Here is a 25,440-nt window from a genome sequence, read left to right as displayed (position 1 = left end):
ATCGTCGCCTTGGTGAGCCGTTACCTCGCCAACTAGCTAATGCACCGCAGGCCCATCTGCAAGTGACAGCTTGCGCCGTCTTTCCCAGTCTCCCCATGCGAGGAAACTGCGTATCCGGTATTAGCATTCGTTTCCGAATGTTATCCCGGTCTTGCAGGCAGGTTGCCTACGTGTTACTCACCCGTCCGCCGCTAAGCTATCCCCGAAGGAATAACTCCGCTCGACTTGCATGTATTAGGCACGCCGCCAGCGTTCGTCCTGAGCCAGGATCAAACTCTCCATAAAAGTGGCCGAAGCCATTGTATAGAATAAGCTTGTTAGCTCATTACTTGCTAGCTTGTACGAAACGGCCATGCCGTTCGTTTAAAGCATTGTTGGATTCTGACGTGATCCATATGTTCAGTTTTCAAAGAACTTGTTCGTCGCGCCCGCTTCTCGCGGCCACAAGACGATATGTTACCAGCTTTCTCACCGTTCGTCAACATCTTTTTTACTTTCTTGTCGAAAGCACTCATTCGTTGCTGCCGTCCGCCTCAAAAGCGACAAGAAGTAATTTATCACATCGCCGATGCGATTACAACTTGTAAAAAATGACAAGAACCGCGCGCGATGCTTGAAGGTTAGCGCGCGGCTCCCGCCTTGAATTAATCGCCCAGCAAACGAAGCAGCTCTTGCTCGTCCTCGATGACCGTCACGCCCAGATCGCGCGCTTTGGTCAGCTTGCTGCCGGCGCTCTCGCCCGCGATGACGAAGTCGGTCTTCTTCGAGACGCTGCCGCTTATCTTGGCGCCCAGCGCTTCGAGCTTCTTCGCCGCTTCGTCGCGCGTCATGGCGGACAGGGTGCCCGTGAGCACGACGGTCTTGCCGCTGAACACGCTGTCGGTCCGCGCCGGCGCCGCTTGCTCGCCTTGCGCTTTAACGCCTAGCGCCAACATCCGGTCGAGGCTCTCCGCGACGACGGGGTCCCGGAAATAAGTATAGATGCTCTCGGCCACGATGCCGCCGACGTCGGGCAAGCCTACCAGCTCCTCGATCTCCGCGGCGCGGACGCCGGCCAGGCTGCCGAAATGGTCCGCGAGCATTTTCGTCGTCGCTTTGCCCGTGTTCGGGATGCCGAGCGCGAACAAAAACGCGGCCAAATCGCGGTCCTTGGACTTCTCCAGCGCCTCGAGCAGCTTGCGGGCCTTGCGGTCGCCGAAGCGGTCGAGCCCGATCAAGTCATCGTACGTCAGCTCGTACAGATCCGCCGGATCGCGCACCTCGCATTCGTCGAACAGCTGCTCCGCCGTCATGATGCTGAAGGATTCGATATCCATCGCGTCGCGCGAGGAGAAGTGCGTGATGCGGCCGACCGTCTGCGGCCGGCAGCCCAGCTTGTTGCCGCAGAACAGGTGCGCGCCCCGAAGCTCGAGCGGCGTGCCGCAGGACGGGCACGTCGTCGGCGCGACGATTTCCCCGCCCGGCTCGTCGTCCGCTTTGCCCAATATCTCCGGAATGACGTCGTTGGAACGGCGAATGAAGACATGCGTCCCCAACGCGAACTTGAGATTCTTGCGTTCGATGTCGCCGATGTTGTTGAGCGTGCAGTTTTGGACCGTCACGCCGGCGAGATCGACGGGCTCCACCCGCGCCACCGGCGTGATTTTACCCGTGCGGCCGACCTCCCACGAGACGGATTCCAGCACCGTCGTCGTCTCCTCGGCCTCGAACTTATAGGCGACCGCCCAGCGCGGGAATTTGTCGGTGTAGCCCAGCGTCTCGCGCGTGCGCATGTCCGTCAGCTTCACGACGGCGCCGTCGATCAGGAAATCATGCTCGTGGCGGCCTTCGGCTACCCGCTCCAGCTCCGCCTGCACCTCTTCGATCGTCGAACAGTAGGTGGTGTACGCGTTGATCTTAAAGCGGTTATCTTTTAGAAACTGAATCATCTCTTGATGGGTCTCGAACGAGAGGCCCTGCGCATAGCCGACATTATAGAAGAATGCGTTCAGCTTCCGCTCCGCTGTGATTCGCGGGTTCTGGTTGCGCAGCGCGCCGGCGGCGGCGTTGCGCGCGTTCTTGAGCGGCTCCGCCGCCGTCCGGTTGTAGGCCTCCAGCACCGACAGGTTCATGATGCCTTCGCCCTGCACCTCGATCAGACCGGTATACGGGATGACGAGCGGGATGGAACGGATCGTCTTGACTTGCGCCAGAATGCCTTCTCCGACGACGCCGTTGCCGCGCGTGGACGCCTGCACGAGCTTGCCGCCGTCATAGGTCAGGTTCAGCGTGAGGCCGTCGAACTTCAGCTCGACGACATAGCTCGGTTCGGGCAGCGGCTCCGCTTCCGGATTCTTGGCGTTGTAATCCGCGATCGCTTTGCGCACGCGCGCGTTCCAGGCGATCAGATCCTCGGCGTCCTGCGCCTTGTCGAGGCTCCATAACCGCGACAGGTGGCGGTGAGGCTCGAAGCCTTTCAAAATCTCGCCGCCCACGCGTTGCGTCGGCGAATCCGGGTCCACCGTGCCGGTAAGCTGCTCCAGCTGAACGAGCTCGTCGTAGAGCGCGTCGTATTCCTTGTCGCTGATCGTCGGCCGATCGAGCGTGTAATAATTATGGTTGTGGAGCGCGAGCAGGTCGACCAGCTCGCGCATGCGCGCCAGCTTAGCCGGATCGGCGTTTTGTCCCGGTTCCATCGCGATCGTCATTGACGTCCTCCCTCTCATTCTCGATACTGCGTTCGTTATACTTTCGTGATCGGCGCGAAGCTGGCCAGCAGCTTCTTCAGCCCCACCGGGGCCGGGAACGCGATCTGAAGTTCCTTGTCGCTCCCCGTCCCGCGGACGGACACGACCGTGCCGATGCCCCATTTGCCGTGGGAGACCTTGTCGCCCGCGGCGAAATCGCCGGCTGCCGCGCCTCCCGCACCGCCGCGCGCGGCGTCGGCCGGCGTGGTCACGCGCACGCCGCCGCTGCCCGCGGGCGCGCCCGGGCGCGGCCCGGAAGCCGCGGCGCCGCTGCGGTAACCGAAGCCGCCGCCGGATGCCCCCGGAGCGCTCGCGCGGGTGCCGCCGAAGCCGCCGCCGGCCGGGCGTCCGCGCCCGACCGCGGACGCGTCGTTCTTCAGCTCGTCCGGCACTTCCTTCAGGAAGCGCGACGCCATGTTGGCGTTCGTCCGGCCGAACAGCGTCCGCGTCCGCGCGCAGGTCAGGAACAGCTGCTTCTCCGCGCGGGTAATGCCCACGTACGCGAGGCGGCGTTCCTCCTCGAGCTCGTCGTTGTCGTTCAGCGCGCGGCTGTGCGGAAAGACGCCTTCCTCCATCCCGATGATGAACACGATCGGGAATTCCAGACCTTTGGCGCTGTGCATCGTCATCAGGACGACGGCGTCCTTCACGCCGCCTTCCGGCTCCTCCGCGTCCATCGTGTCAATGTCGGCGATGAGCGCAAGGTCCGTCAAGAACGAGACGAGCGACTTGTCCTCGTTGCGCTTCTCGAAGTCCTGCGTCACGGACAGGAACTCCTCGATGTTTTCGAGACGCGCTTTCGATTCCAGCGTGTTCTCGCGTTCCAGCTCCTCGCGGTAGCCGCTAAGCTCGAGGATTTTCTCGGTCAGCTCCGTCACGGACAAGTATTCCACCATCCGCGTCAGGTTAAGAATGATCTCCCGGAACTCCGCGAGCGCCGCGCGCGCCCGTCCCGTCACGTCGAGCCAGTCCAGCTGCTCCAACAAATGAAAGACGGACACGCCGCGAAGCCCCGCTTCGTCGAGCAGCTTGCCCACCGTCGTGTCGCCGATGCCCCGCTTCGGCACGTTGACGATCCGCTGGAAGCTGATGTCGTCGTCCGGATTGGAGATCAGCCGCAGGTACGCGAGCAGGTCCTTGATCTCTTTGCGGTCGTAGAACTTCACGCCGCCGACGATTTGGTACGGAATATCGGATTTGATGAGCGTTTCCTCGATGACCCGCGACTGGGCGTTCGTCCGGTACAGAATGGCGTGATCGGCGAATTTCTTCCCTTTGTTCACTTGCTGCCGGATCTGGCCCGTGACGAAATAGCCTTCGTCGTGCTCGGTGTCCGCCTGGTACACCGTGATCGACTCGCCCTCGCCCTGATCCGTCCACAGCTTCTTGTCCTTGCGGCCGGTGTTCAGCTTGATCACGGCGTTCGCCGCGTTCAAAATATTCGACGTGGAGCGATAGTTCTGCTCGAGCAGAATCGTCTTCGCCTCCGGATAGTCTTCCTCGAAATTCAAAATATTCGTGATGTCCGCGCCGCGCCAGCGATAAATCGACTGGTCGCTGTCGCCGACGACGCAAATGTTGTGATGCTTGTCGGCGAGCATTTTGCACAGCATGTACTGCGCGCGGTTCGTATCCTGGTATTCGTCGACGTGAATGTAGCGGAATTTGTTCTGATAGAAGGCCAGCACGTCCGGTTCGTCCTTGAACAGTTGGATGGTCTTCATGATCAGGTCGTCGAAGTCGAGGGAATTGTTGCTCTTCAGCTTCTTCTGGTAGAGGGTATACACCTTGGAGACGATGCCGTCGAAATAATCCCCGATCTTGAGCTCCAACTGCTCCGGCGAGATCAATTCGTTCTTGGCTCCGCCGAGCGCCGCCTGCACGCTCTTCGGCTCGAACTTCTTCGTGTCGATGTTGAGCTCCTTCATGCACGTCCGGATGACCGACAGCTGGTCGGCGGAATCCAGGATGGAGAAGCTGTTCGTGAACCCGATCCGTCCGATGTCGCGGCGCAAAATCCGCACGCACATCGAGTGGAACGTGGACACCCAAATATCCTGCGCGGTCGGCCCGACGAGGACGCCGACCCGCTGCTGCATTTCCCGTGCCGCTTTATTCGTAAAGGTAATCGCCAGGATGCTCCACGGCGCTACGCGTCTCTTCTCGAGCAAATAGGCGATGCGGTGCGTCAGCACGCGCGTCTTGCCGCTTCCCGCCCCCGCCATGATAAGCAGCGGCCCTTCCGTCGCCTGAACGGCCGCGCGCTGCGGCGGATTCAGCCTGCCGACAGCCTGATCGATGCTGAAATCATTGGTCATAATGAATGAAAACTCCTTTGCTTTGTTCGCCTTTGTTCGCCTATTTCCAGTCTAGACAACCGCTCGGACCGTGTCAATTAGAATTGGATGGGTAGGGATGCAAGAACCGCCCGGGGTTTGGGGCCGGATCTTGCATCCAGGGCAAGAACCGCCCGGGGTTTGGGGTCGGATCTTGCATCCAGGGCAAGAACCGCCCGGGATTCTTGGGGGCAAATCTTGCATCCAGGGCAAGAACCGCCCGGGATTTTGGGGGCGGATCTTGCATCCGGGCAAGAACAGCCCGGGTTGGGGGCGGATCTTGCATCCGGGGAATGGACATCCCGTATGGGGTTCAATTCATCCGGGGATTCGTTGCAGAGGTCTCCATCCAGGGAAACCACCGCACAAACTTTCGGCGGCCATGCTATGCATGCTAGGGAAAAGGTTCGGATTAAGCATTCATCCGCAACAACGAAAAACGGCCATGAAAAACGAAAGCCCGCTCGTTTTCACAGCCGTAAATTGTGTGCGTCTTCTCGTCTCTAGCCGACGGGCGGCACGTCCGCCACCGCCGCGACCGTCGAGAGCGCCGCCGCCAGATCATCGTAGATCACGTTGCCGACAATGACGGTATGCGCCGCCTCCGCGGCCAACCGCGCCTTCTCGGGGCCGTCGATGCCCCCGCCGTAAAAAATCCGCGCCCCCGTCGTCAGCCTCGCCGCGCGCTTGACGAGCGCCATGTCGCCGAACACTCCGCTGTACTCCAAATAAATGATGGGGAGCCGCATGAGCCTGTCCGCCATATAGAGATGCGCCGTCACGGTTTCCGCGTCGAGGGACGAACGCGCGCCCGTCAGCTTGGCGGCCTCGGCGTCCCCGTTCAAAATCAGGTAGCCCTCCGCCGACGTCTCCTCCCACGGGATGAACGCGCCGAATTTGCGAAGCGCGCCGGTCTGACGGCCCGTCGTCCATTCCGAGCGGTCCGTGTTCAGCACGAGCGGCACGAAATAGTGGTCGAAGCCGGGCACGGCCGCTTCCTCGCTGGATACCTCCAGCGCGCATGGCACCTCGTAGCGCCGGATGCGCGACATGAGGTCCACCGTGTTGTCGAAGGTCACGCCCGTCGAGCCGCCCACGATGACGGCGTCCGTGCCGGACATGCAGATCGCGTCCAGCCGGTCGTCGTCGATCTCCCGGTCGGGGTCGAGCTTGAACGCGTGCCGCCATTGTTTGTAAATCGCCGTTTGCCGGTCCATGTCAGCCTCCATCGTCGTGTCGCGTCCATTCGTTCGCAGCGTTAAAGATTAAGCGCCTCGATGCGCTGCATCACCGCGAATTCGTTCGGGTAAATCATCATGTATTCCGTCAGGCCGACCATGCGGAACAGCTTCTCGTAGTGGGGCGTGACACCCCAGGAGAACGTATGAACGCCCGCCTTGCTCCCCATGCGGGCCAGCCGGATCAGCACGGCCATGCCGCCGCTATTGATATAGACCACCTTCGATAAATCCAGCGCCAGAAAGCGGATTCCGCGTCCCAGCTCCGTTTCCTGCTCCAAGCCCGCGATCAGCTTGGCTTCCGCCGACTTGGTCAGATCGCCGCTCAATTCGAGCACCATGCCGTTCGGAAACTTGCGCGTATGCATCATGAACGGTTGTTCCGCCACTCGGTTCCACTCCCTTTCTATATCGGCTGCCCTTCCGCCGCTTCCGTCGATTTGCGCATGAAATACAGCTCGGTGTAAAACCCGCGCTCGTCTCGGCCCGTCGTCCAATAATCGGCGAGCGTGTCGATCATGACGAGCCCCCAGCCGCGGGGATCCTCGGATTCCAGCTTCTTGCGCATTTCGTCCTCGTCCCGGGAGAGACGCGGGAAGTAGCCCCCGCCTTCGTCGTACACGCGGCAGACCGCCAGCATGCCGCCGATTTGGGCGATGAGCGTCACGTATTTGTTCGGCTGCAGCTTGTTGCCGTGTTCAATGGCGTTAATCATCGCTTCGCAGACCGCGGTTTGCACGTCTTCGCGAATGTCGCACTCCGGCCAGCGCTCCGCGATCCAATCGCCGAGCTTCAGCGCGATGAGGCGTTCGTCGCCGAGCTTGCTGCGCAGCGACCACTCCCGCGACATGAACGGGTTGTCGAACGCGCTGGCCGCGGCGCCCTGCTCGCCCGAAGCCAAATTCAGCTTCGCGAGCACGCTCCGGTATTCGCCGGCCAGCTCCAGCACGACGACCGTCCGGTCGTCCTGCCCGGGGCCGCTTTCCTTGTCCATGCGGGCGAGCCAATCGTCGACGACGTCGGCGATGTCCGCGGCGGGCTCCCAGGTCGCGATCTCGGCTTCCAAGCCGTCGAAGCTGTACATGTCCCCTTGCCGGTTCACGGCTTCGATCAAACCGTCCGTGTACAGCAGGAAGCGGTCGCCGTCCTCGAGCTGCAGGCTGATTTCGTCGTACGATGCTTCCGGGTCGATGCCGATCGGCAACGAACTGCAGTCCACCGCCCTGAAGCGGCCGTCCTTGGCGACGACGTACGGGGACAGATGCCCCGCGCTCGCGTACTGCACCTGGTTGTTGGTCAGGTCGATGACGCCGACGCCGATCGTCACGGAGCCCTCCTCGCCCATCGCTTCGCACAGCTGCCGGTTCATGCGCGCGAGCACCTCGGAGGGGCTGCCGTTGCGGCGGATCTCCGAGCGAAAGACGAGCAGTTGGGCGGACATGAGCAGCGCCGCGGGCAAGCCTTTGCCGGATACGTCGCCGATCATGATCGCGAAGCGGCTCGGACCGAGCGAAACCACGTCGAAGAAATCCCCGCCCACCTCCCGGTAGGACTGGCAGCGCGCCGTGATCCGGTAAGCGCCGATGGTCAAGTCGCCGGGCGGCAGCAGCTTCTGCTGCACGTTGTAGGCCAGCTTCAGCTCGCGTTCCAGCGATTCGTATTCCCGGTTGATCCGGGTTTGAAGCTCCCGGTACGCGATGGCGAGCTCCCCCGCTTCGTCGTGCAGAATCGGCCCCGCTTCGTGCAGCGGGAGCCCGTAGCCCCCGACGAGGCCCCGGATGCCGCGGACCAATCCCCGCAGCTCCTGCCGGAATTGCATCGTCACGTAGCTGAATAAGCTTAACCCCATTATAAAATAAAACAGCGCGATGATGCCAAATTTGTACGGGTCCATCGCCTGATGCGGCCGCGCGGTGACGATGGCCAGCTGCAGCAGGCTCAGAATCGTGACGATGAACGTGCACGTGTACGTAATGACCAGCGGCTGCGCGACGGACGCCCGCCCGTCGAACCCGCTCGGCAGCGGCTGCAGGCGCATCAGCACGGGACGCAGGATTCGCCGCACGGAAGTGAACAGCACGATCGCGATGAAGATGAATAAACCCTGCTCGCCCACCACCGTGCCGAGCAGCCGCAGGCCGTCCGCGTTCTCGTCGAGAAGGTTCCGCAAAATGTCGTAGCCGTGAAACGTCAGCGAAAACAGCAGGCCGAACAGAAAGATGCCGCCGAGCAGTTCGTACGGGAGCCGATACAGCCGAAACAGCGCCGTGTTGGTCTGGCTCTCTTTGCTTGGCTCGTCCTCCCGGCCGAGGCCGATCTGCAGCACGCCGAACACCGGCCTCAGCCGGATCGCGGACGCGATCAGCAGCGCGAAGGCCAGGATGAGCGCGCCCAGGCTGACGATGACGAGCGGGAACGGAAACATGTTTTCGAAATGGGAGGCCAGCAGCGACTCCGCCTGCAAAATAACCACGCCGGCCAGCATCGTGACCAAATAAACGGCGAATAGGCGGTTGAGCAGCATCCCGTTGTGGTAAGCGGCCGGCTTGGGCCGCTTGGCCGTCAGCTCCATAGCAGCTGCCTGACTTCCTCGAGCGGCTCGGTGCCGAGCTCCTCCCGGCAGATGCGCTCGAGGCGCCGGTACCAGCCGATCGCTTCGACGCGCCGGCCGCCGCGCAGGCAAAGCCGGATCATCGCCTCGTACGCGTCCTCTTGGTTAGGCCGCAGCGCGATCCAATCCGAGACCCGCTGCTCCTCGCGCGCCTCGTCGCCTTGCTCGCCGTAATACGCCGCGAGCCGCTTCAGCATCGTCGTCTGCCGGTCCAGCAGCTGCTCTCGCGTTCGATCCAGCCATTCCGCGTGCGGCAGCTCCGTGGCGAGCATGCCGTAGAGCGGAAGCGCCTTGTCGTACAGGCGCGACGCCGCTTCCCGGTCGTCCATCCAGAGCTGGTCGCCGACGCGCGACAGGGTCATGAACGTCTCGACGTCCACGGCCTCCACCGCGTGCTCGGCGATGCCGACGACGCCCCGCTTGGCGTAGACGGCATCGTCCTGAAAGCCGATCTCCTTGAGCGCCGAACGCAGATCGTGCAGCGTGACGTACAGCTGATTGGAGCGCTTCGCCGCGTCGCCTTCGCCGAATACCCGCTCGACCACGTGCTCGCGGTTGCTCTTGTAGCCCGATTGCAGCAGCAGATAGACGAACAGCTCGCCGGCTTTCCGCCGCTTCCAGACCGGCTCGGCCATCGGCCCGTTCCCGGCGCTGAAGCCGATGCCGTCGAACAGCTTGATCGTCCATTTCGCCGCGCTCTGCGCCTCGCCGCCTTCGTCGCGGCCTGGCGCCTGCCGCGGCGCCAGGCCGCGATCCGCTCCGGATTCCGTCAAGCCAGCCGGGACCGGGTCGGCGATCGCCGCATCGAGCCGCTCCCGCAGCTCGCCCGCGAGCCGCTCGAGCTCCGGCGTCGACAACAGCCGGCGCTGGCGGTCGAACGACCGCAGGGCGATCGCCGCCGCGCCCGCGTTGCCTTCCGCGAGCAGCCGCCGGATTGCGGCCGACGCGGCGTACAAGCCGCTCTCGATATCGTCGGCAAGCTCCTCCGGCAGCTGCTCTTCCGCCCGGTTCAGCAGCACCGCCTTGCCGAGGTAGGCGTACCGGACCGGCATGTCGGCGCAGAGCCCGGCATCGGGCGTCCCGCTCCCCAGCAGGCGCGCGACCGCCGCGGCGAGCGGCTGCTCGGCCGTATGCCGTTTCAGCCAATTGATCCAAAACGGCCACTCCGGATTGGCCCGCGCCTCGCGGTCGAACAGCAGCGCGTCCAGCAGCACGAAGCCCGCCCACAGCGCCCGCCCTTCTTCCCGGAAGCGTTCCGCGGCCGCGAACAGCAAGCACCGCGCCTCGTCGAACCGGGAAGCCGGCTCCGCGCCGCCCGCGGCCGCCCGCGCGAGCGCCCACGGCACGAAGCCGCTGCAGCTCTCCGGGTTGCGCGCCCATTCCTGCGCGAGCAGCGACAGGAACGGCTTCGACTCGTGCCGGTCCCCGACCTGCACGTGCAGCAGGCCGAGCATGGCCATCATCGTCAGCATGGCGGATTCGTCCGCTTGCGCCGCGAAGCCGCGCAGCGCGGCTTCCAACCGCTGCTTCGTCTCCATCAGCCGCCCGTTCAGCAGCCCGTTCTCGCATTCCGCGCGCAGCAAAAGCGGCGATTTCATGCGTATATCGGCCGGAATGGCCAGCAGCTGCCCGATCGGCAGCATCTGGCCGTCCAGTATCGTTTGTTCGGCTTTCATCACGTGACCCAGCCATTGATCCTGCTGCGAGGCTCGTTTGTTTTTCTGATTCATTGGGCACCCTCACCGCGCTTCCTTTATTCGCCGTCCGGGCATCGCGTCGATGGCAATCCGTCGAACGGCTCATTCCCGGCGCTAATAGTTGCTACTATTCGCCCCGAGGTCCGCGAAATCCTCTTGCGTCGCCCGATCTGGCTAGATTTGTGCAAGTGCGCGGACGCCTATATGCAAAAGGAGAGACCTGGTCCGCAGGTCTCTCGCATGCGTCGTGCTATTTCGCCAGCTGGCCTCTCGTGACGCCCAGCTGATTGATCGCCTTCAGGCTGCGCCACACCTGCGTGCCGCCGATGCGGCCGGCGAGCGCCGCGCTGTACAGCTCGATGACCTCTTCGACCTTATCGGCCGTTTCTTCCAAGAATTCGATCCGGAAATGATGAACGCCCAAATCCCGGAATTGAACCATGTACTCCGCGCCGGACTGCTCGATGGCGTTGTACACCGTGTTCCGGCAGCCTTCGTCGACCCGGACGGGGTGGGACATGCCGATCCGGTCCTGCAGCGACGCGCGGTGTTCCTCGCACGGACGGCCGCAGTTCGTGTAATCCGTTCCTTCGCTCATGAACGTGCAGTAGACGCAGTGCTCGGTATGGAACATCGGCAGATGCTGGTGGATGACCACCTCGGTGCGCGACGCGTCGCTGCTTCGCAGCAGGTCGAGCATTTGCTGCACGTTCAGGTCGTACGACGGCGTAATGACGTCGCAGCCCGCGTCCAGGAACAGATCCGAAGCCTTGTGATTGGCCACGTTCAGCGAGAAATCGCCGATCAACCGCGGGAACGGCTCGAGCGGGTTCGCCGCTTTGGCGCGGAGGTAGTAATACAGCGCGCCCGTGTTGCGGACGAGCACCGCGTCCGGCTTCAGCTTCAAAATGTTGGCGTGGTACCCGTTCTCGCCCGGCATATGGATCCGCGGCGTCGCCAGCGCGATCGGCTTGCCCGCGCTCCGCGCCAAGGCCATCGCGGCGGGAAACTGCTTGATGAACTCGAAATCGGCATAGACCATGCCGACGCGTTCATTGCGCACCGCCGCTTCCAGCTGCGCCAAGCTCCGGCACAGCAACGTGAGCTTGGCGCCCGCCTCATCCGCCGCGGCGGCAGGCGAAGCCTCGCCCCCGGCAGCGCCCGCGGCGGCAAGGCCGCCCCGCGCGTCCGCGTAAGCGTCGACGTCGCGCTTGATGTACGCGGGCGGCTTCGGCCGTTCGCCCGCCAGCGCTTCCGCGGCCTCGCGCCGCATCCGGTTCAGCTCGCGCATCGGCACGATGAGATCGCCGCTCAGCTGCACGTCGAGCGTCTCGAGCTGATACACCGTGCCGCCGAGCCGGCCGAACTGCTCCCGCAGCAGCGCTTCGTCCATCGGCCGCTTCGAGGCATGCTCGAGCGGCAGCTCCGACAGCACCTCGACCGAATTCCCCTTCTCGACATCGGTCCAGCGCGTGCGGAGCGGCTGCCCTTCCGCGCCTTCGACTTCGACGCGCAGCGGGAAGACGCGATACGGCTTCTCCGTCTCGAACGTCGCGCGCAGCCGCTTGTCGAGCGCGGGATCGCTCGTCTTCCAGATCCGGTCGCCGACGTGCACGCGGCGCAGATCGATGTCGTTGCGGCCCGGCACCAGCTCCAGCACCGTGCCTTCCTGGGCTTCGCCCTCCAGCTTGACGCCCTGGCGGCGCAGGTCGTAGACGCGGCCGCCCTCTTCCTTCTTCGTCGGATCGCCGGCGTCGAAGACGATGCCGTCCCCGCGCTTCAGCGGCGCCTCGACGCGGCAGACGACGGCGTCGCGCAGCACGCGCTCGACGCGGCCGAGGTAGACGCCGCGGCTCTTCGGAAACGTGCCTTCCACGAGCTTCTTGTTGTTCGTGCCTTCCAGGAAGCCGGTCGTGAAGCCGCGGGAGAAGCTTTGCTGCAGCTCGCGGATCTCTTCCTTGGACGGGGCGGAGCGGTCGCCGTCGAAATACTTGTCGATCGCGCGGCGGTACTTGCCGACCACGTTCGCGACGTATTCGGGGCTCTTCAGGCGTCCTTCGATCTTGAACGAGGAGACGCCCGCTTCGATCAGCTCGGGCACGAGCTCGACGGCCGCCAGATCCTTCGGCGAAAGCAGGTACGCCACGTCGCCCATCGGCTTCTGTTCGCCGTCCACCATGAGGTCGTACGGCAAGCGGCACGCCTGCGCGCATTCGCCGCGGTTCGCGGAGCGCCCGCCCCACATTTCGGAGGTGAGGCATTGCCCCGAGTACGACACGCAGAGCGCGCCGTGCACGAACACTTCCATCGGCAGCTTCGCCTGCTCGCCGATCGTCTTGATTTGCTTCAAGTTGTTTTCGCGGCCGAGCACGACCCGCTCGATGTCGAACGGTTTCGTGAATTCCACCGCTTCCGGGGACGTGATCGTCATCTGCGTGGAGCCGTGGATCGGGAAATCCGGCGACAGCTCGCGGATCAGCTTCACGAGTCCGAGGTCCTGGACGATGACCGCGTCGACGCCCGCGTCGATGCAGGCTTCCATGAGCCGCTTCGCGTCTTCCAATTCGTTTTCGAAGACCAATATATTAAACGTCAAAAATCCTTTCACGCCGTAGCTATGCAGGAACGCCATGATTTCCGGCAGCTCGTCCGTCTGGAAATTGTTCGCCCGCGCCCGCGCGTTGAACTTCTCCGCGCCGAAAAATATGGCGTCGGCCCCGTTCGCCACGGCCGCCCGCATGCAATCCCAGTCGCCGGCCGGCGCCAGCAGCTCGACGTCTTGCCGTTTGATCGTTGTCATCTTTACTTCCGCCATCCTATCTTTCAATTCGCTTATTTATTGTAAGTGTACCAGAGCGGGCGTCTAAACAAAAGCCGCCGGCAGGGAGGAAACGGCTGGGGACGCGATTCCTTCGCCGCTCGGCGAAAAAAGCAAGCGCCGCTGCGCGCCGAATCGAACACGGTGCGTAGCGGCGCTTCGTAAGCGAACGCTTCGGTATTGATGTGAAAATTTAGTTATTGAATTTGAAGGTATTGATGACGCCCTCGACCTTGCCGCGATTCGCATCCGTGTAAGCCGCTTTATCGAGCGCGTAAGTCAGCAGATACGTCTTGCCGTTATGATCCAGCGCCAGGTACGTAATGACTTGCGGCATAGCCAAATTATCCAAGCCCATAACGATTTTGTAGGCCGTCGCGCCGCCGATCGTCGTCGTCGTGCTGGACAGGACCGTTGCGCCGGCTTTCTTCAGGTCGGGGTCCGTACCGACGGCCGCCGTGATCGCTTGCGGATAGTCGCTGGCCGCAAGATCGCCGCCGATGGAGATGCCGAAGCTACCGTAAGGCATGCTGTATTCGACTTCGTCCGCCTCGAAATCCTTCTTGCTGCCGTACCAGGATTGCGGAAGCGTGATGGAGTAGCCGTACGTTTTGCTCGTTTTCGTCACGGTCAGATCGTTCAGCGCGTCGGTATCGTCGAGTTCGCTGAAGTTCTTCTCGACGAACGCGGTATCGATATCGAGCGATCCGACGATTTGATTATACAGCGTGTCGCCTTTGGTCGTGCCGTCGATCTTGTAGAAGAAGTTCGCTTCGTACTTATGCGTGCCGGAGACGAAGAAAATCTCGTATTCCTTGTACCACGTCTTCTTGTCCCACGAATATTCGTAGCTCAGGACTTGGGCCGGTCCGTCCGCCAGCTGAATCGTGGATTCGTTCGTACTGCGCACGTAATCCGATTGGAACTCGTTCTCCAGCTCTTTGCGGCTGCGACCCAGCCAAGCCTCGGCGGTATCCCCCGGCGCCAGGGAGCTGATTTGGAAATCCATGAAGCCGTCTTCGCTCACGAACGTCGGGTTCGCGCTTTTATCGTCGCGGAACCAGTTGACCGGCAGCTTGACCGCCAAGCCGTAATCCTTGTCGATCGCGGTGTAGAAGCCGTCCTTCACGCGGGTAATGTCCTTCACCGACTTGTCGCCGGACGGGAACGACGGTTTGAAGCTGTCCAGAATGCTCTTGTACGCGTTCAAGTCGTCGCGGGAATCGGATTTTACGCCGGCCGCGATCAAGTAGATGCGGTTTTGCGCTTGGAACGCGTGGTATTCGAAATACCAGCCGTTGCGGTCGCGGCTGACCGTCTTCTCGTAGCTCAAGCCGCCTGCGTTCACCGTCGTCGATTCGACGGCGAACTCGGTCTCGTTGAAATACTCCTGGATATGGTCGCGAACTTCTTGGCGCGTATAGGCTTGATCGATATCGTCGATCGCCAAGTAGATGCTTCTGTCCTCGGCAACGGACGACCAGATCAGCTGGCTGCCGTTATCGCTTTGGTCCGCAAGGGCGAGATCGGACGGATAGTTCATGGACCAGCCGTAGTAGCTGTCCCCGACCTTGGTTTTGCCGGTGTCGGAATCGATGCCCGACGTGTTGTTCCCGGTGCCCGTCGACGCGGAATCCGCCTTGAAGCCTTTGATCGTGATAGTGTTCCCGCTCAGGTTCAGCGTCGCGCCGAACGCCGACACGATGACGCGCAGCGGCACCATCGTCACGCTGTTCACGATTTTCGGCTCGGCCGCCAGCGCGACCGCGCCGCCGTTGACTTTGACCGTTTTGCTGCCGATCGTCAGAACGACGGTCGTTTTGTTGTAAGACAGCGTGATGATTTTGTTCTTCTCCAACTTGAGGCCGGCGCCGAACGCCTTGGTGATGACGCTGAGCGGCACCATCGTCGTGCCGTTCGATTTGAACGGCTTCTGGATCGTCGAGGTGGCGCCGTTGACGGAAAGCGTCGGGCTGCCGATGGCCAGCTTGATTTCAAGCCGTTCGGCGGCTGCGCCAACGACTGCGGGCGCAAGCGCGAAAAGCATACATGCGGTAATGAGTAAGGCGAGCAGCTTCTTCTTCATAATCTTGATCGTCTCTCCCCGATAATGGATATAGTAGGATGAAGGCTTGAATTATCGCTCCGTGGACAGCACGAGTTTCTTCGTGACCAAGTCCCCGTCCGTTTGAACCAGGACTTGAACGGTCTGTCCGGGCAGATACGACTTCAGAAGCTCGTTGACCTCCGCGATGGACGATACTTGTTTGCCGGCGATCGAGTAGATCTGATCTCCCTGCCGCAGGCCGATGTTCTTCGCGCCCGCGCCCCAGACGGATTTGACGGTGAGCGGTTCCGTCGTCGGCAGCCCGACGATGGCCGACCAGCTCTCCTCCAGCCCGACGCCGAGGGAAGGCCGCATGACGTGGCCGTATTTGAAAAATTGATTGACGACGTAGCGCACGGTATCGGTCGGAATCGAGAAGCCGAGGCTTTCGATGCCGTCGCTGACGAATTTGAGCGAATTGATGCCGATGACCTCGCCCTTCAGGTTGACGAGCGGTCCGCCGCTGTTGCCGGGATTGATGGCCGCGTCCGTCTGCAGCAGCTTGTAGTACGAGGACACGGAGCGGTTCATGCCGCTCAGCACGCCCGTCGTCGCCGTGTTGCGCAGCGAGAAGGATACCGGCGTGCCGATGGCGATGACCGTCTCGCCGACCGACAGCTGCAGCGGTACCGGCGCGAATGCGGCCGGCTTCAAATTCGTCGCGTTGATTTTGACCAGCGCCAGGTCGCTCGTCTCGTCGATGTTCATGCGCTTGCCTTGATACTGCTTGCCGTCGGCGGTCACGACCACGATGTTGCTCATGTCCTTGACCACGTGGGCGTTGGTGACGATCCACCCGTCGGACTTCCAGATGACGCCCGTCCCGTGCTCCAAGGCGAACCGGTCGTCCGTGTACTTGCCGATGATGCCTACGACGGACGGCGACACGTGCTTGATGACGTCCGGGACCTGCGACTGGGTCTGCGGCGGCGTGTAGGCGTAGCTGCGCGTCTTGGCGTCGTACGCGCCGGTGCCGCCCAGCGACTTGGTCAGCGAGCTCGCCTTCACGTACACCTCGCCGTCAATCACTTTCGCGTCCAGCCGGGTCGCGCCCGTGCCGCCGGCCGCCCACGCGGTTCCGGTCATGAGGAGCGCTCCGGCAACGATGATGCCTGCCAGCCGTAAACCCTTGTGCCTCACTGTATGCTCCTCCATTCATGCCTCTAGTAATTTTTGCTAGTTTTACTAGGTCCACTTTACTATAATTGTCTATAAATAACAATAATGGACTAAAAATGATAAGCGGTTTCATTTTTGTCCATTATGTATGCTTTTTTGTCATTGGCCTGCCGGAATCTTACCCTTGCAAATTGCCCATGCTATAATGAATTGCAGACCCGCAATACATATCCATTTGGGAGGTAACCATACACGTATGAAACTCGGAGTATTCGCCGTTCTATTCGCGCAAAAATCGTTTGAAGACGCGCTCGACTACATCGCCGCCAAAGGCCTGGACGCCGTCGAAATCGGCACCGGCGGCTACCCCGGGAACGCGCACTGCGACCCGGACGTGCTGCTCGCCGACGAAAGCAAGCTGAAAGCGTTTAAAGAAGCGGTCGATTCCCGCGGCCTGACGATCAGCGCGCTCAGCTGCCACGCGAACCCGCTGCACCCGCAAAAAGCGATTTCCAGCGAACACGACGCCATCATCCGCAAGACGATCGCGCTTGCTTCCAAGCTGGGCGTACCGGTCGTGAACACGTTCTCCGGCTGCCCGGGCGACCACGAGGATGCCAAGTATCCGAACTGGCCGGTCGCGCCTTGGCCGAACGACTATCAAGAAATCCTGAACTGGCAGTGGGAAAACAAAGTCATTCCGTACTGGACCGAAATCGGCAAGCTCGCGACGGAAAGCAACGTCAAAATCGGCCTCGAGCTGCACGGCGGCTTCTCCGTTCATACGCCCGCAACGCTGCTTCGCCTCCGCGAAGCGGCCGGCGACGCGATCGGCGCCAACCTCGACCCGAGCCATATGTGGTGGCAGGGCATCGATCCGGTTCAAGCGATCCATATCCTGGGCCGCTCCGGCGCGATTCATCACTTCCACGCGAAAGACACGTCGATCGATCCGGTCAACGTCAACCGCCACGGCGTCACGGACATGCAGTCCTACACGCTCATGCTTGACCGCGCTTGGCAGTTCCGCACGGTCGGCTTCGGCCACGACATGAAGGTCTGGTCCGACATCATCAGCGCCCTTCGCCTCGTCGGCTACGACTACGTCGTCAGCATCGAGCACGAAGACGGCCTGATGTCCGTGGACGAAGGCTTCACGAAAGCCGTCCAAAACCTCCAATCGGTGCTCATTCGCGAGCCGCTCGGCGAGATGTGGTGGGTATAATCGTTCGAATGAACGCGAAAAGCTCCGGCCAATGGCCGGAGCTTTTTTGTGCGGGTTCAGCTGCTCGAAAAGGATTAGACGGAACGCAAAAGGCCGGCGGATTCTTGGGCTTCAAGAATCGCCGGCCTTGCATGCTCCTCCGAGCAGTCCGTTCATTGCGCTTCGCGCGGGGGTCTTACGACGCCCAAACTTTGAAGATCATCACGTAGTTCGCGAACAGGAATACGAGCAGCGACACCGTCGTCCAGCCGATCGCGAATTTATTTTTCTTCGGACTCGTGATCAGCCGAATCCATCCGATGAAGATGACGATCGTGAACAGCAGCATCATGATATCCATGGGATCGAATTTCGCGAGTGCCGTTGTTGCAGTCTCAGCAAGATACATGGGGGAGATCCTCCTTCGTTTTCGCACGTAGCCTATATTACTTATGTTAGCCTCATCACGGGTCCGTTGCAAGACGCAATTGGGAATCGTAACAAGTTTGTCACCATTTTCCGGAAGGCGTTTCGCTTATTATAAACGATCGGCCTTCTAAATATAACAAACTCTTATAGGTATGGCGCCGCTTTTCATTGTCGGTCACCCGGAAGTATGATACGATTCAAGTAATGATTTCATACAAAAATCGTCGGAATTGGCCCTGGCCGTGACGGCCGGGCTACATCGCCCAAGGAGGAACAATGAACCATGGCCTATGAAGCCGTATGGATGAACAACCCGGATAAATTGAATAAATTCGAGTTCGTCAAACGGGAAAAGGACGGTCTCGACGTCATTCGTACCATCATCGACAAATACGCGAAGGAAGGCTATGCCTCCATCCCCGAGGACGACATGAACCGGTTCAAATGGGCAGGCGTCTATGAGCAAAAGCCGAAGGACGGCCATTTCATGATGCGGATCCGGATCAACACCGGCATTATGACATCCGCGCAAGCGCGCGCAATCGCTTCCATCGGCCGCGACTACGGCCGCGACCTGATCGACGTCACGACGCGCCAAGCGATTCAGTACCACTGGCTGAGGGTCGAGAACCTGCCGGACATCTTCAAGCGCTTGGAAGCGGTCGGCCTGTATTCGTACGAAGCGTGCGGCGACTGCCCGCGCACGATCGTCGGCAATCCGCTTGCCGGCATCGACCCGAACGAGCTGATGGACACGCGGGAAATCGTCGAGCAAGTCAACGACTTCTACCTGCTGAACCGCGACTTCTCCAACCTGCCGCGTAAATATAAAATGTCCATTTCCTCCAACATCTATAACAACGCCAATGCCGAAATCAACGACCTCGCCTTCGCGCCGGCGACGAAAGTCATCGACGGCGAAGAAGTCGTCGGCTTTCACGTCTACGTCGGCGGCGGCCTGTCCGCCAAGCCGCATTTGGCGAAGGAGCTCGACCTCTTCGTGCGTCCCGAGGACGTGCTGAAGGTCTCGATCGGCGTCACGACGATCTTCCGCGACTACGGCTACCGCGAGAAACGCCATCAAGCCCGCCTGAAATTCCTCGTGGCGGATTGGGGACCGGAGAAGTTCCTCGAGAAGCTGAAGGAGATCATCGGCGACATGCCGACTAAAGGCGAGAACAAAATCGTCGGCTGGAATGCCGTCTACTACGACGGCGTCTACCCGCAAAAGGAGAAAGGCTTGAACTTCATCGGCCTGAACGTGCCGGTCGGCCGTACGAACTCTTCGGAGCTGGAGCAGCTGGCCGATGCCGCCGATCAATTCGGCGATGGCACGATCCGGACGACGATGTCGCAAAACATCATCCTGGCCGGCATTCCGGACGACAAGGTCGAAGCCGCGCTTCAACTGCCGGTGCTGCAGCGCCTATCCCCGAACGCGAAGCCGTTCATGAGCCGGACCGTGTCCTGCACGGGCAACGAATTCTGCAACCTGGCCGTCGTGGAGACGAAAGAACGCGCGCGCCGCGTCGCGGAATTCCTGGACGAGAACGTACAGCTCGACGAGAAGATCCGCATCCACTTCATCGGCTGCCCGAACGCCTGCGGCCAGAAGCATATCGCGGATATCGGCCTGCAGGGCGCGCTCGTGAAGACGCCGGACGGCATGGTCGACGCGTTCGACATCGCGGTCGGCGGCATCCTCGGCCCTGGCGCCACGTTTAACCAATCGCTCAAGGGCCGCGTCAAAGGCGACGACCTGGGCGGCGTGCTCGTGCAGCTGATCAACTTCTACAAAGAAGGACGCGAAGCCGGCGAGACGTTCCACAATTACGTCAACCGCGTCGGCGTGCCGGCCTTCCAAGAGAAGCTGACCGAAATCTTGGCAAGCTAATCCCAAAAGCATGTTATAAACAACTAAAACCGGGGACTCCGCTTCGTGCGGAGTCCCCGGTTTTAGTTTGCCTGCCGGCGGAACGATCTGCCGTGCCGCGAGGCGAAGGCAGAGTCGTGCCTGCTTGCTTATTGTTCGGCTCCGGCCGCGACCCGCTCCACCTCGCGGTGCTGCGCGAGCGTGCGTTCGCGGTCCCGATCCAGAATCGGCTTCAAGTACCGGCCCGTGTAGGAGCCATCGACCTTGATCACATCCTCCGGCGTGCCGGTGCCGACGATCAAGCCGCCGTTCTTGCCGCCCTCCGGCCCCAAGTCGACCAAATAATCGGCGGTCTTGATAACATCGAGGTTGTGCTCGATGACGAGCACGGATTCGCCCGAATCGACCAGGCGATGAAGCACGGTGAGCAGCCGGTCGATGTCGTCGACATGCAGCCCCGTCGTCGGCTCGTCGAGAATGTAGAGCATCTTGCCGGTGCTGCGGCGGTACAGCTCGGCCGCCAATTTCACGCGCTGCGCCTCGCCGCCCGACAGCGTCGTGGCCGGCTGGCCGAGGTTCATGTAACCGAGGCCCACGTCCAGCAGCGTCTGCAGCTTGCGGTGGATCCGGGGTACGTTCCGGAAGAACTCGCACGCGTCTTCGATCGTCATCTCGAGCAGATCGGCGATGCTCTTGCCTTTGTATTTCACGTCGAGCGTCTCGCGGTTATACCGTTTGCCTTTGCAGATCTCGCAAGGCACGTAGACGTCCGGCAGGAAGTGCATCTCGATCTTGATGATGCCGTCGCCGCGGCACGATTCGCAGCGGCCGCCTTTCACGTTGAAGCTGAAGCGGCCTTTCTTGTAGCCGCGCACCTTCGCTTCGTTCGTCGAGGCGTATAGATCGCGGATATCGTCGAATACGCCCGTGTACGTCGCCGGATTGGAGCGCGGCGTCCGGCCGATCGGCGATTGGTCGATGTCGATGACCTTCTCGACGTGCTCGAGGCCGCGGATTTCTTTATGCTCGCCGGGACGGACCTTCGCCTTGTTGAGATCGCGCGCCAGCGTCTTGTACAGGATTTCGTTGACCAGCGTCGATTTGCCGGAGCCGGATACGCCCGTCACCGCCGTGAACACGCCGAGCGGGAACTTGACGTTGACGCCGCGCAGGTTGTTCTCCTTGGCGCCGCGGACTTCCAGCCACTTGCCGTTCGGCTCGCGCCGCTTCAGCGGAACCGGGATGAACTTGCGGCCGCTCAAGTAGGCGCCGGTCAGCGACTGTTCGTCCGCCATGACTTCCTTCGGCGTACCCATCGAGACGACTTGTCCGCCATGGATGCCCGCGCCCGGTCCGATATCGATGATGTAGTCGCTCGCGAGCATCGTATCCTCGTCGTGCTCGACGACGATCAGCGTATTGCCGAGATCGCGCATATGCTCGAGCGTCTGGATGAGCTTGTCGTTGTCGCGCTGATGAAGCCCGATGCTCGGCTCGTCGAGAATGTACAGCACGCCCATGAGGCTCGAGCCGATCTGCGTCGCCAGCCGGATGCGCTGCGCTTCCCCGCCGGAGAGCGTACCCGCCGCGCGGCTGAGCGACAAGTATTCCAAGCCGACGTTCACGAGGAAGCCGAGCCGGCTGTTGATCTCTTTCAGGATGAGATGCGCGATCAGCATCTCTTTCTCGTTCAGGCCGAGCTCGCTGAAGAAGCGATCCGCTTCGCCGATGGAGAGCGACGTCACATAGGCGATGTTCTCGCCGCCGATCGTCACCGCCAGGCTTTCCTTCCGCAGCCGCTGTCCTTTGCAACCGGAGCACGGCTTGGCGCTCATGTACTGTTCGATATATTCGCGGATGCCGTCCGAGCCGGTCTCCCGGTAGCGGCGCTCCAGGTTGTTCACGATGCCTTCGAACGGCACGAGCGCTTCCTTGGCGTGGCCGAAGTCGTTGGTGTACCGGAAGCGGACGCGTTCGCCGCCCGTGCCGTACATCAGCTTCTTCAGCTGCTCCGGCGAGAGGTCGTCGACCGGCACGTCCCGCGCGATGCCGAAGTGCTTGCACACCGCGTCCAGAAACTGCGGATAATAGTTGGACGTGCTGCCCGCCCACGCCTCGAAGGCGCCCTCCGCGATTGACTTGGACCCGTCCGGCACGAGCAGGTCCGGGTCGACGATCATCTTCGCCCCCAAGCCGTCGCAGTCCGGGCAAGCGCCGTACGGGCTGTTGAACGAGAACATCCGCGGCGCCAGCTCGTCGATGCTGAAGCCGCACACCGGACAAGCCAGGTTCGAGCTGAACAGCAGCTCTTCCTTCTCCATGACGTCGACGAGCACCTGCCCGCCGGACAGCTTGAGCGCGGTCTCGAGCGAGTCCGCCAAGCGGCTGTGGATGTCTTCCTTCACCACGATCCGGTCGACGACGACCTCGATGTTATGCTTCTTGTTCTTCTCCAGCTCGATGCTCTCGCTCAGCTCGCGGAGCTCGCCGTTGACTCGCACGCGCACGAAGCCCTGCTTCTGCACGTCCGTCAGCAGCTTGGAATGCTCGCCCTTGCGGCCGGATACGACCGGCGCCAAAATCTGCAGCCGCGTCCGCTCCGGATATTCCATGATGCGGTCGACCATCTGCTCCACGGTCTGCGACGTGATCTCGATGCCGTGATCCGGGCAGTGCGGCTTGCCGACGCGCGCGAACAGCAGACGCAGGTAATCGTAAATTTCCGTTACGGTGCCGACCGTGGAACGCGGGTTCCGGCTCGTCGTCTTCTGGTCGATGGAGATGGCCGGCGACAGCCCGTCGATGGAATCGACGTCCGGCTTCTCCATCTGGCCGAGGAATTGGCGCGCGTAAGCGGACAGCGACTCCACGTACCGGCGCTGCCCCTCCGCGTAAATGGTGTCGAAGGCCAGGGAAGACTTGCCGGAGCCGCTCAGGCCCGTCAGCACGACGAATTTGTCGCGGGGAATCGTCACGTCGATGTTTTTGAGATTATGGGCTCGCGCCCCTTTGATTACGATCGAATCACTAGCCACGTTCTTACCTCTCCTCCCGGCCTACAGGCCCAACTCCGCTTTAAGCTCCAGCAGCGCGTCGCGAAGCTCCGCGGCGCGTTCGAACTGCAGGCTCTTCGCGGCTTCCTTCATCTCGGCTTCCAGGCGCTGCACCAGCGACTGGCGCTCCTTCTTGGACATCTTGTCGACGCCGACCCCCGTCAAATAATCGCTCTTCTGCTCGGCGGCCTTCGTCGCTTCGATGACGTCGTGCACCTTCTTGCGGATCGTCTGTGGCGTAACGCCGTGCTTCTCGTTGTACGCCACTTGGATGGCGCGCCGGCGCTCCGTCTCCGCGATGGCGGTATTCATGGAGTCCGTGTGTTTGTCCGCATACATGATGACCCGGCCCTCGGAGTTCCGCGCCGCCCGTCCGATCGTCTGGATGAGCGACCGCTCCGAGCGGAGGAAGCCCTCCTTGTCGGCGTCGAGAATCGCGACGAGCGACACCTCCGGCAAGTCCAAGCCTTCCCGCAGCAGGTTGATCCCGACGAGCACGTGGAACGTCCCCATCCGCAAATCGCGCAGAATCGCCAGCCGCTCCAGGGTCTTGATGTCGGAGTGCAAATAGCGCACCTTGATGCCGACGTCCTTGAGGTAATCCGTCAAGTCCTCGGACATCTTCTTCGTCAGCGTCGTGACCAGGACGCGCTCGTCCTTGGCGATCCGGTCGCGGATCTCGACGAGCAGGTCGTCGATTTGGCCTTTCGTCTTGCGCACTTCGATGATCGGATCCAGCAGGCCCGTCGGACGGATGATCTGCTGGATCATCTCCGGACAATGCTCGATCTCGTAAGGGCCCGGCGTCGCGGAGACGTAGATCGCCTGCTTCACCTTGCCTTCGAATTCCTCGAAGCGAAGCGGCCGGTTGTCCATGGCGGACGGCAGCCGGAAGCCGTGCTCGACGAGCACTTCCTTCCTCGCGCGGTCGCCGTTGTACATGGCGCGGATCTGCGGGATGGTGACGTGGGACTCGTCGATGACGACGAGCATGTCGTCCGGAAAATAATCCATCAGCGTATACGGCGTCGCGCCCCGTTCGCGGAACGTGAGCGGACCCGAGTAGTTCTCGATGCCGCTGCAGAAGCCCATCTCCGCCATCATCTCGAGGTCGTAGCGCGTCCGCTGCTCCAGGCGCTGCGCTTCCAGCAGCTTGCCTTGCCCGCGCAGCTCTTCCAGCCGTTCCTCCAGCTCGCGCTCGATATTCTTGATCGCGACCTTCATCGTCTCTTCCTGCGTAACGAAGTGGGAAGCCGGGAAAATCGCGACGTGGTCGCGTTCGCCGACGATCTCGCCGGTCAGGACGTCGATCTCGGTAATGCGCTCGATCTCGTCGCCGAACAGCTCGACGCGGAGCGCCCGCTCGTTGTTCGCCACCGGAAAAATCTCGACGATGTCGCCGCGGACGCGGAACGTGCCGCGGATGAAGTTAATGTCGTTGCGCTGGTACTGGATGTCGACCAGCTTGTGGAGAATCGCGTCGCGCGGCTTCTCCATGCCCACGCGCAGGCTCAGCACCAAATTCCCGTACTCGATCGGCGAACCGAGACCGTAGATGCAGGACACGCTGGCGACGATGATGACGTCGCGCCGCTCGAACAGCGAGCTCGTGGCGGAGTGCCGCAGCTTGTCGATCTCGTCGTTGATGCTGGAATCCTTCTCGATGAACGTATCCGAGGACGGGATGTAGGCTTCCGGCTGATAATAATCGTAGTAACTGACGAAGTAGGAAACCGCGTTATCCGGAAAAAACTCTTTGAACTCGCTGCACAGCTGCGCCGCAAGCGTCTTATTGTGCGCGATGACGAGCGTCGGCCGGTTCAGCTTCGCGATCGTATTGGCGATCGTGTACGTCTTGCCGGTGCCGGTCGCGCCGAGCAGCGTCTGATGCACCGCTCCCTCGCGCACGCCGTCGACGAGCTCCCGGATCGCCTCCGGCTGGTCGCCCTGCGGCGTATAATCGGATTTCAGCGCGAAGAGCTTGCCTTGCTCCCGTTGTTCGATCATGAATTCGCTACACCCCGATCCTATGAGTTCTATGAATGATCCTAGTAACTGTATGCCCATAATGGGACGAAAAAATAGACGGACTATGGTAAATTACACGCCCGATCCGAATGAGCAAACGCGCGTTGCGCCCGGTGCCTGCCGGCCTCGGATAAGCGGCAATCGACATAAGAATATGTGTTCCCATTCTTATTTATTATACCGTGTCGCCCCCCATGTTGC

At 61.5% G+C, this 25,440-nt stretch carries 14 protein-coding genes and 1 rRNA gene; 2 read left to right on the top strand and 13 right to left on the bottom strand.

Annotation, left to right across the window (positions count from 1 at the left end):
• From BMZ79_RS19660 to BMZ79_RS19615, 10 genes are all read right to left on the bottom strand, one after another.
• A 16S ribosomal RNA gene (locus BMZ79_RS19660) occupies window positions 1-285 on the bottom strand; the annotation flags it as partial.
• A gap of 359 nt (window positions 286-644) precedes the next feature.
• A complete protein-coding gene (gene ligA / locus BMZ79_RS19655; protein WP_256252869.1) occupies window positions 645-2,687 on the bottom strand; it encodes an NAD-dependent DNA ligase LigA in 2,043 nt (680 codons plus the stop codon).
• A gap of 35 nt (window positions 2,688-2,722) precedes the next feature.
• The gene (pcrA, locus tag BMZ79_RS19650; protein ID WP_090642671.1) at window positions 2,723-5,044 is read right to left on the bottom strand and encodes a DNA helicase PcrA; all 2,322 of its coding nucleotides are present in this window, start codon (window positions 5,042-5,044) and stop codon (window positions 2,723-2,725) included.
• A 521-nt stretch (window positions 5,045-5,565) separates the two neighbouring features.
• Window positions 5,566-6,279: a heptaprenylglyceryl phosphate synthase gene (locus tag BMZ79_RS19645; RefSeq protein WP_090642669.1), complete on the bottom strand. Its 714-nt coding sequence runs from the start codon at window positions 6,277-6,279 to the stop codon at window positions 5,566-5,568.
• Between the two features lie 41 nt (window positions 6,280-6,320).
• Window positions 6,321-6,689, bottom strand: a complete 369-nt coding sequence (locus BMZ79_RS19640) for an STAS domain-containing protein (RefSeq protein ID WP_256252865.1) — start codon at window positions 6,687-6,689, stop codon at window positions 6,321-6,323.
• Window positions 6,690-6,706: 17 nt separating this feature from the next.
• The gene (locus BMZ79_RS19635) at window positions 6,707-8,872 is read right to left on the bottom strand and encodes an ATP-binding SpoIIE family protein phosphatase (protein ID WP_090642668.1); all 2,166 of its coding nucleotides are present in this window, start codon (window positions 8,870-8,872) and stop codon (window positions 6,707-6,709) included.
• Window positions 8,863-10,641, bottom strand: coding sequence for an AfsR/SARP family transcriptional regulator (locus BMZ79_RS19630; protein WP_090642666.1), 1,779 nt, complete (start codon window positions 10,639-10,641; stop codon window positions 8,863-8,865). Before BMZ79_RS19630 ends, BMZ79_RS19635 begins: the two co-directional genes overlap by 10 nt.
• 217 nt (window positions 10,642-10,858) lie before the next feature.
• Complete coding sequence (locus BMZ79_RS19625; RefSeq protein WP_090642665.1) at window positions 10,859-13,408, bottom strand: U32 family peptidase; 2,550 nt, start codon at window positions 13,406-13,408, stop codon at window positions 10,859-10,861.
• A gap of 211 nt (window positions 13,409-13,619) precedes the next feature.
• Window positions 13,620-15,473: a stalk domain-containing protein gene (locus BMZ79_RS19620; protein WP_218154727.1), complete on the bottom strand. Its 1,854-nt coding sequence runs from the start codon at window positions 15,471-15,473 to the stop codon at window positions 13,620-13,622.
• Window positions 15,474-15,563: 90 nt separating this feature from the next.
• Complete coding sequence (locus BMZ79_RS19615; RefSeq protein ID WP_090642662.1) at window positions 15,564-16,619, bottom strand: S1C family serine protease; 1,056 nt, start codon at window positions 16,617-16,619, stop codon at window positions 15,564-15,566.
• Between the two features lie 289 nt (window positions 16,620-16,908).
• Between BMZ79_RS19615 and BMZ79_RS19610 the strand changes: the two genes are divergently transcribed.
• Window positions 16,909-17,877, top strand: coding sequence for a sugar phosphate isomerase/epimerase family protein (locus BMZ79_RS19610; RefSeq protein WP_090642660.1), 969 nt, complete (start codon window positions 16,909-16,911; stop codon window positions 17,875-17,877).
• Window positions 17,878-18,052: 175 nt separating this feature from the next.
• On the opposite strand, the gene BMZ79_RS19605 is transcribed toward BMZ79_RS19610, so the two are convergent.
• Window positions 18,053-18,265: a hypothetical protein gene (locus BMZ79_RS19605; RefSeq protein ID WP_090642659.1), complete on the bottom strand. Its 213-nt coding sequence runs from the start codon at window positions 18,263-18,265 to the stop codon at window positions 18,053-18,055.
• A 303-nt stretch (window positions 18,266-18,568) separates the two neighbouring features.
• Between BMZ79_RS19605 and BMZ79_RS19600 the strand changes: the two genes are divergently transcribed.
• The gene (locus tag BMZ79_RS19600; RefSeq protein WP_090642657.1) at window positions 18,569-20,179 is read left to right on the top strand and encodes a nitrite/sulfite reductase; all 1,611 of its coding nucleotides are present in this window, start codon (window positions 18,569-18,571) and stop codon (window positions 20,177-20,179) included.
• A gap of 128 nt (window positions 20,180-20,307) precedes the next feature.
• Here the strand turns inward: BMZ79_RS19600 and uvrA are convergent, their stop codons facing one another.
• Together uvrA and uvrB are read right to left on the bottom strand one after the other, a co-directional pair.
• Window positions 20,308-23,193: an excinuclease ABC subunit UvrA gene (uvrA, locus tag BMZ79_RS19595; protein WP_090642656.1), complete on the bottom strand. Its 2,886-nt coding sequence runs from the start codon at window positions 23,191-23,193 to the stop codon at window positions 20,308-20,310.
• 21 nt (window positions 23,194-23,214) lie between these two features.
• On the bottom strand, window positions 23,215-25,218 hold the full coding sequence (uvrB, locus tag BMZ79_RS19590) for an excinuclease ABC subunit UvrB (RefSeq protein ID WP_090642654.1): 2,004 nt from the start codon (window positions 25,216-25,218) through the stop codon (window positions 23,215-23,217).
• Between the last annotated feature and the right edge of the window lie 222 nt (window positions 25,219-25,440).

Origin of the sequence: Paenibacillus sp. UNC496MF (assembly GCF_900113915.1) — a bacterium.
Taxonomy (GTDB): domain Bacteria; phylum Bacillota; class Bacilli; order Paenibacillales; family Paenibacillaceae; genus Paenibacillus_Z; species Paenibacillus_Z artemisiicola.
The sequence above is the reverse complement of the archived record's forward strand: the minus strand, read 5'-3'. Positions and strand labels throughout refer to the sequence as shown.

Bases quoted from the DNA above. Each gene is read 5' to 3' on its own strand.
- BMZ79_RS19645 (WP_090642669.1), bottom strand. From the start codon at position 6,279: ATGGACCGGCAAACGGCGATTTACAAACAATGGCGGCACGCGTTCAAG.
- BMZ79_RS19635 (WP_090642668.1), bottom strand. From the start codon at position 8,872: ATGGAGCTGACGGCCAAGCGGCCCAAGCCGGCCGCTTACCACAACGGG.
- BMZ79_RS19610 (WP_090642660.1), top strand. From the start codon at position 16,909: ATGAAACTCGGAGTATTCGCCGTTCTATTCGCGCAAAAATCGTTTGAA.
- pcrA (WP_090642671.1), bottom strand. From the start codon at position 5,044: ATGACCAATGATTTCAGCATCGATCAGGCTGTCGGCAGGCTGAATCCG.
- ligA (WP_256252869.1), bottom strand. From the start codon at position 2,687: ATGACGATCGCGATGGAACCGGGACAAAACGCCGATCCGGCTAAGCTG.
- BMZ79_RS19615 (WP_090642662.1), bottom strand. From the start codon at position 16,619: ATGACCGGAACCGCGTGGGCGGCCGGCGGCACGGGCGCGACCCGGCTG.
- BMZ79_RS19600 (WP_090642657.1), top strand. From the start codon at position 18,569: ATGGCCTATGAAGCCGTATGGATGAACAACCCGGATAAATTGAATAAA.
- BMZ79_RS19620 (WP_218154727.1), bottom strand. From the start codon at position 15,473: ATGCTTTTCGCGCTTGCGCCCGCAGTCGTTGGCGCAGCCGCCGAACGG.
- BMZ79_RS19605 (WP_090642659.1), bottom strand. From the start codon at position 18,265: ATGTATCTTGCTGAGACTGCAACAACGGCACTCGCGAAATTCGATCCC.
- BMZ79_RS19630 (WP_090642666.1), bottom strand. From the start codon at position 10,641: ATGAATCAGAAAAACAAACGAGCCTCGCAGCAGGATCAATGGCTGGGT.
- uvrB (WP_090642654.1), bottom strand. From the start codon at position 25,218: ATGATCGAACAACGGGAGCAAGGCAAGCTCTTCGCGCTGAAATCCGAT.
- BMZ79_RS19625 (WP_090642665.1), bottom strand. From the start codon at position 13,408: ATGACAACGATCAAACGGCAAGACGTCGAGCTGCTGGCGCCGGCCGGC.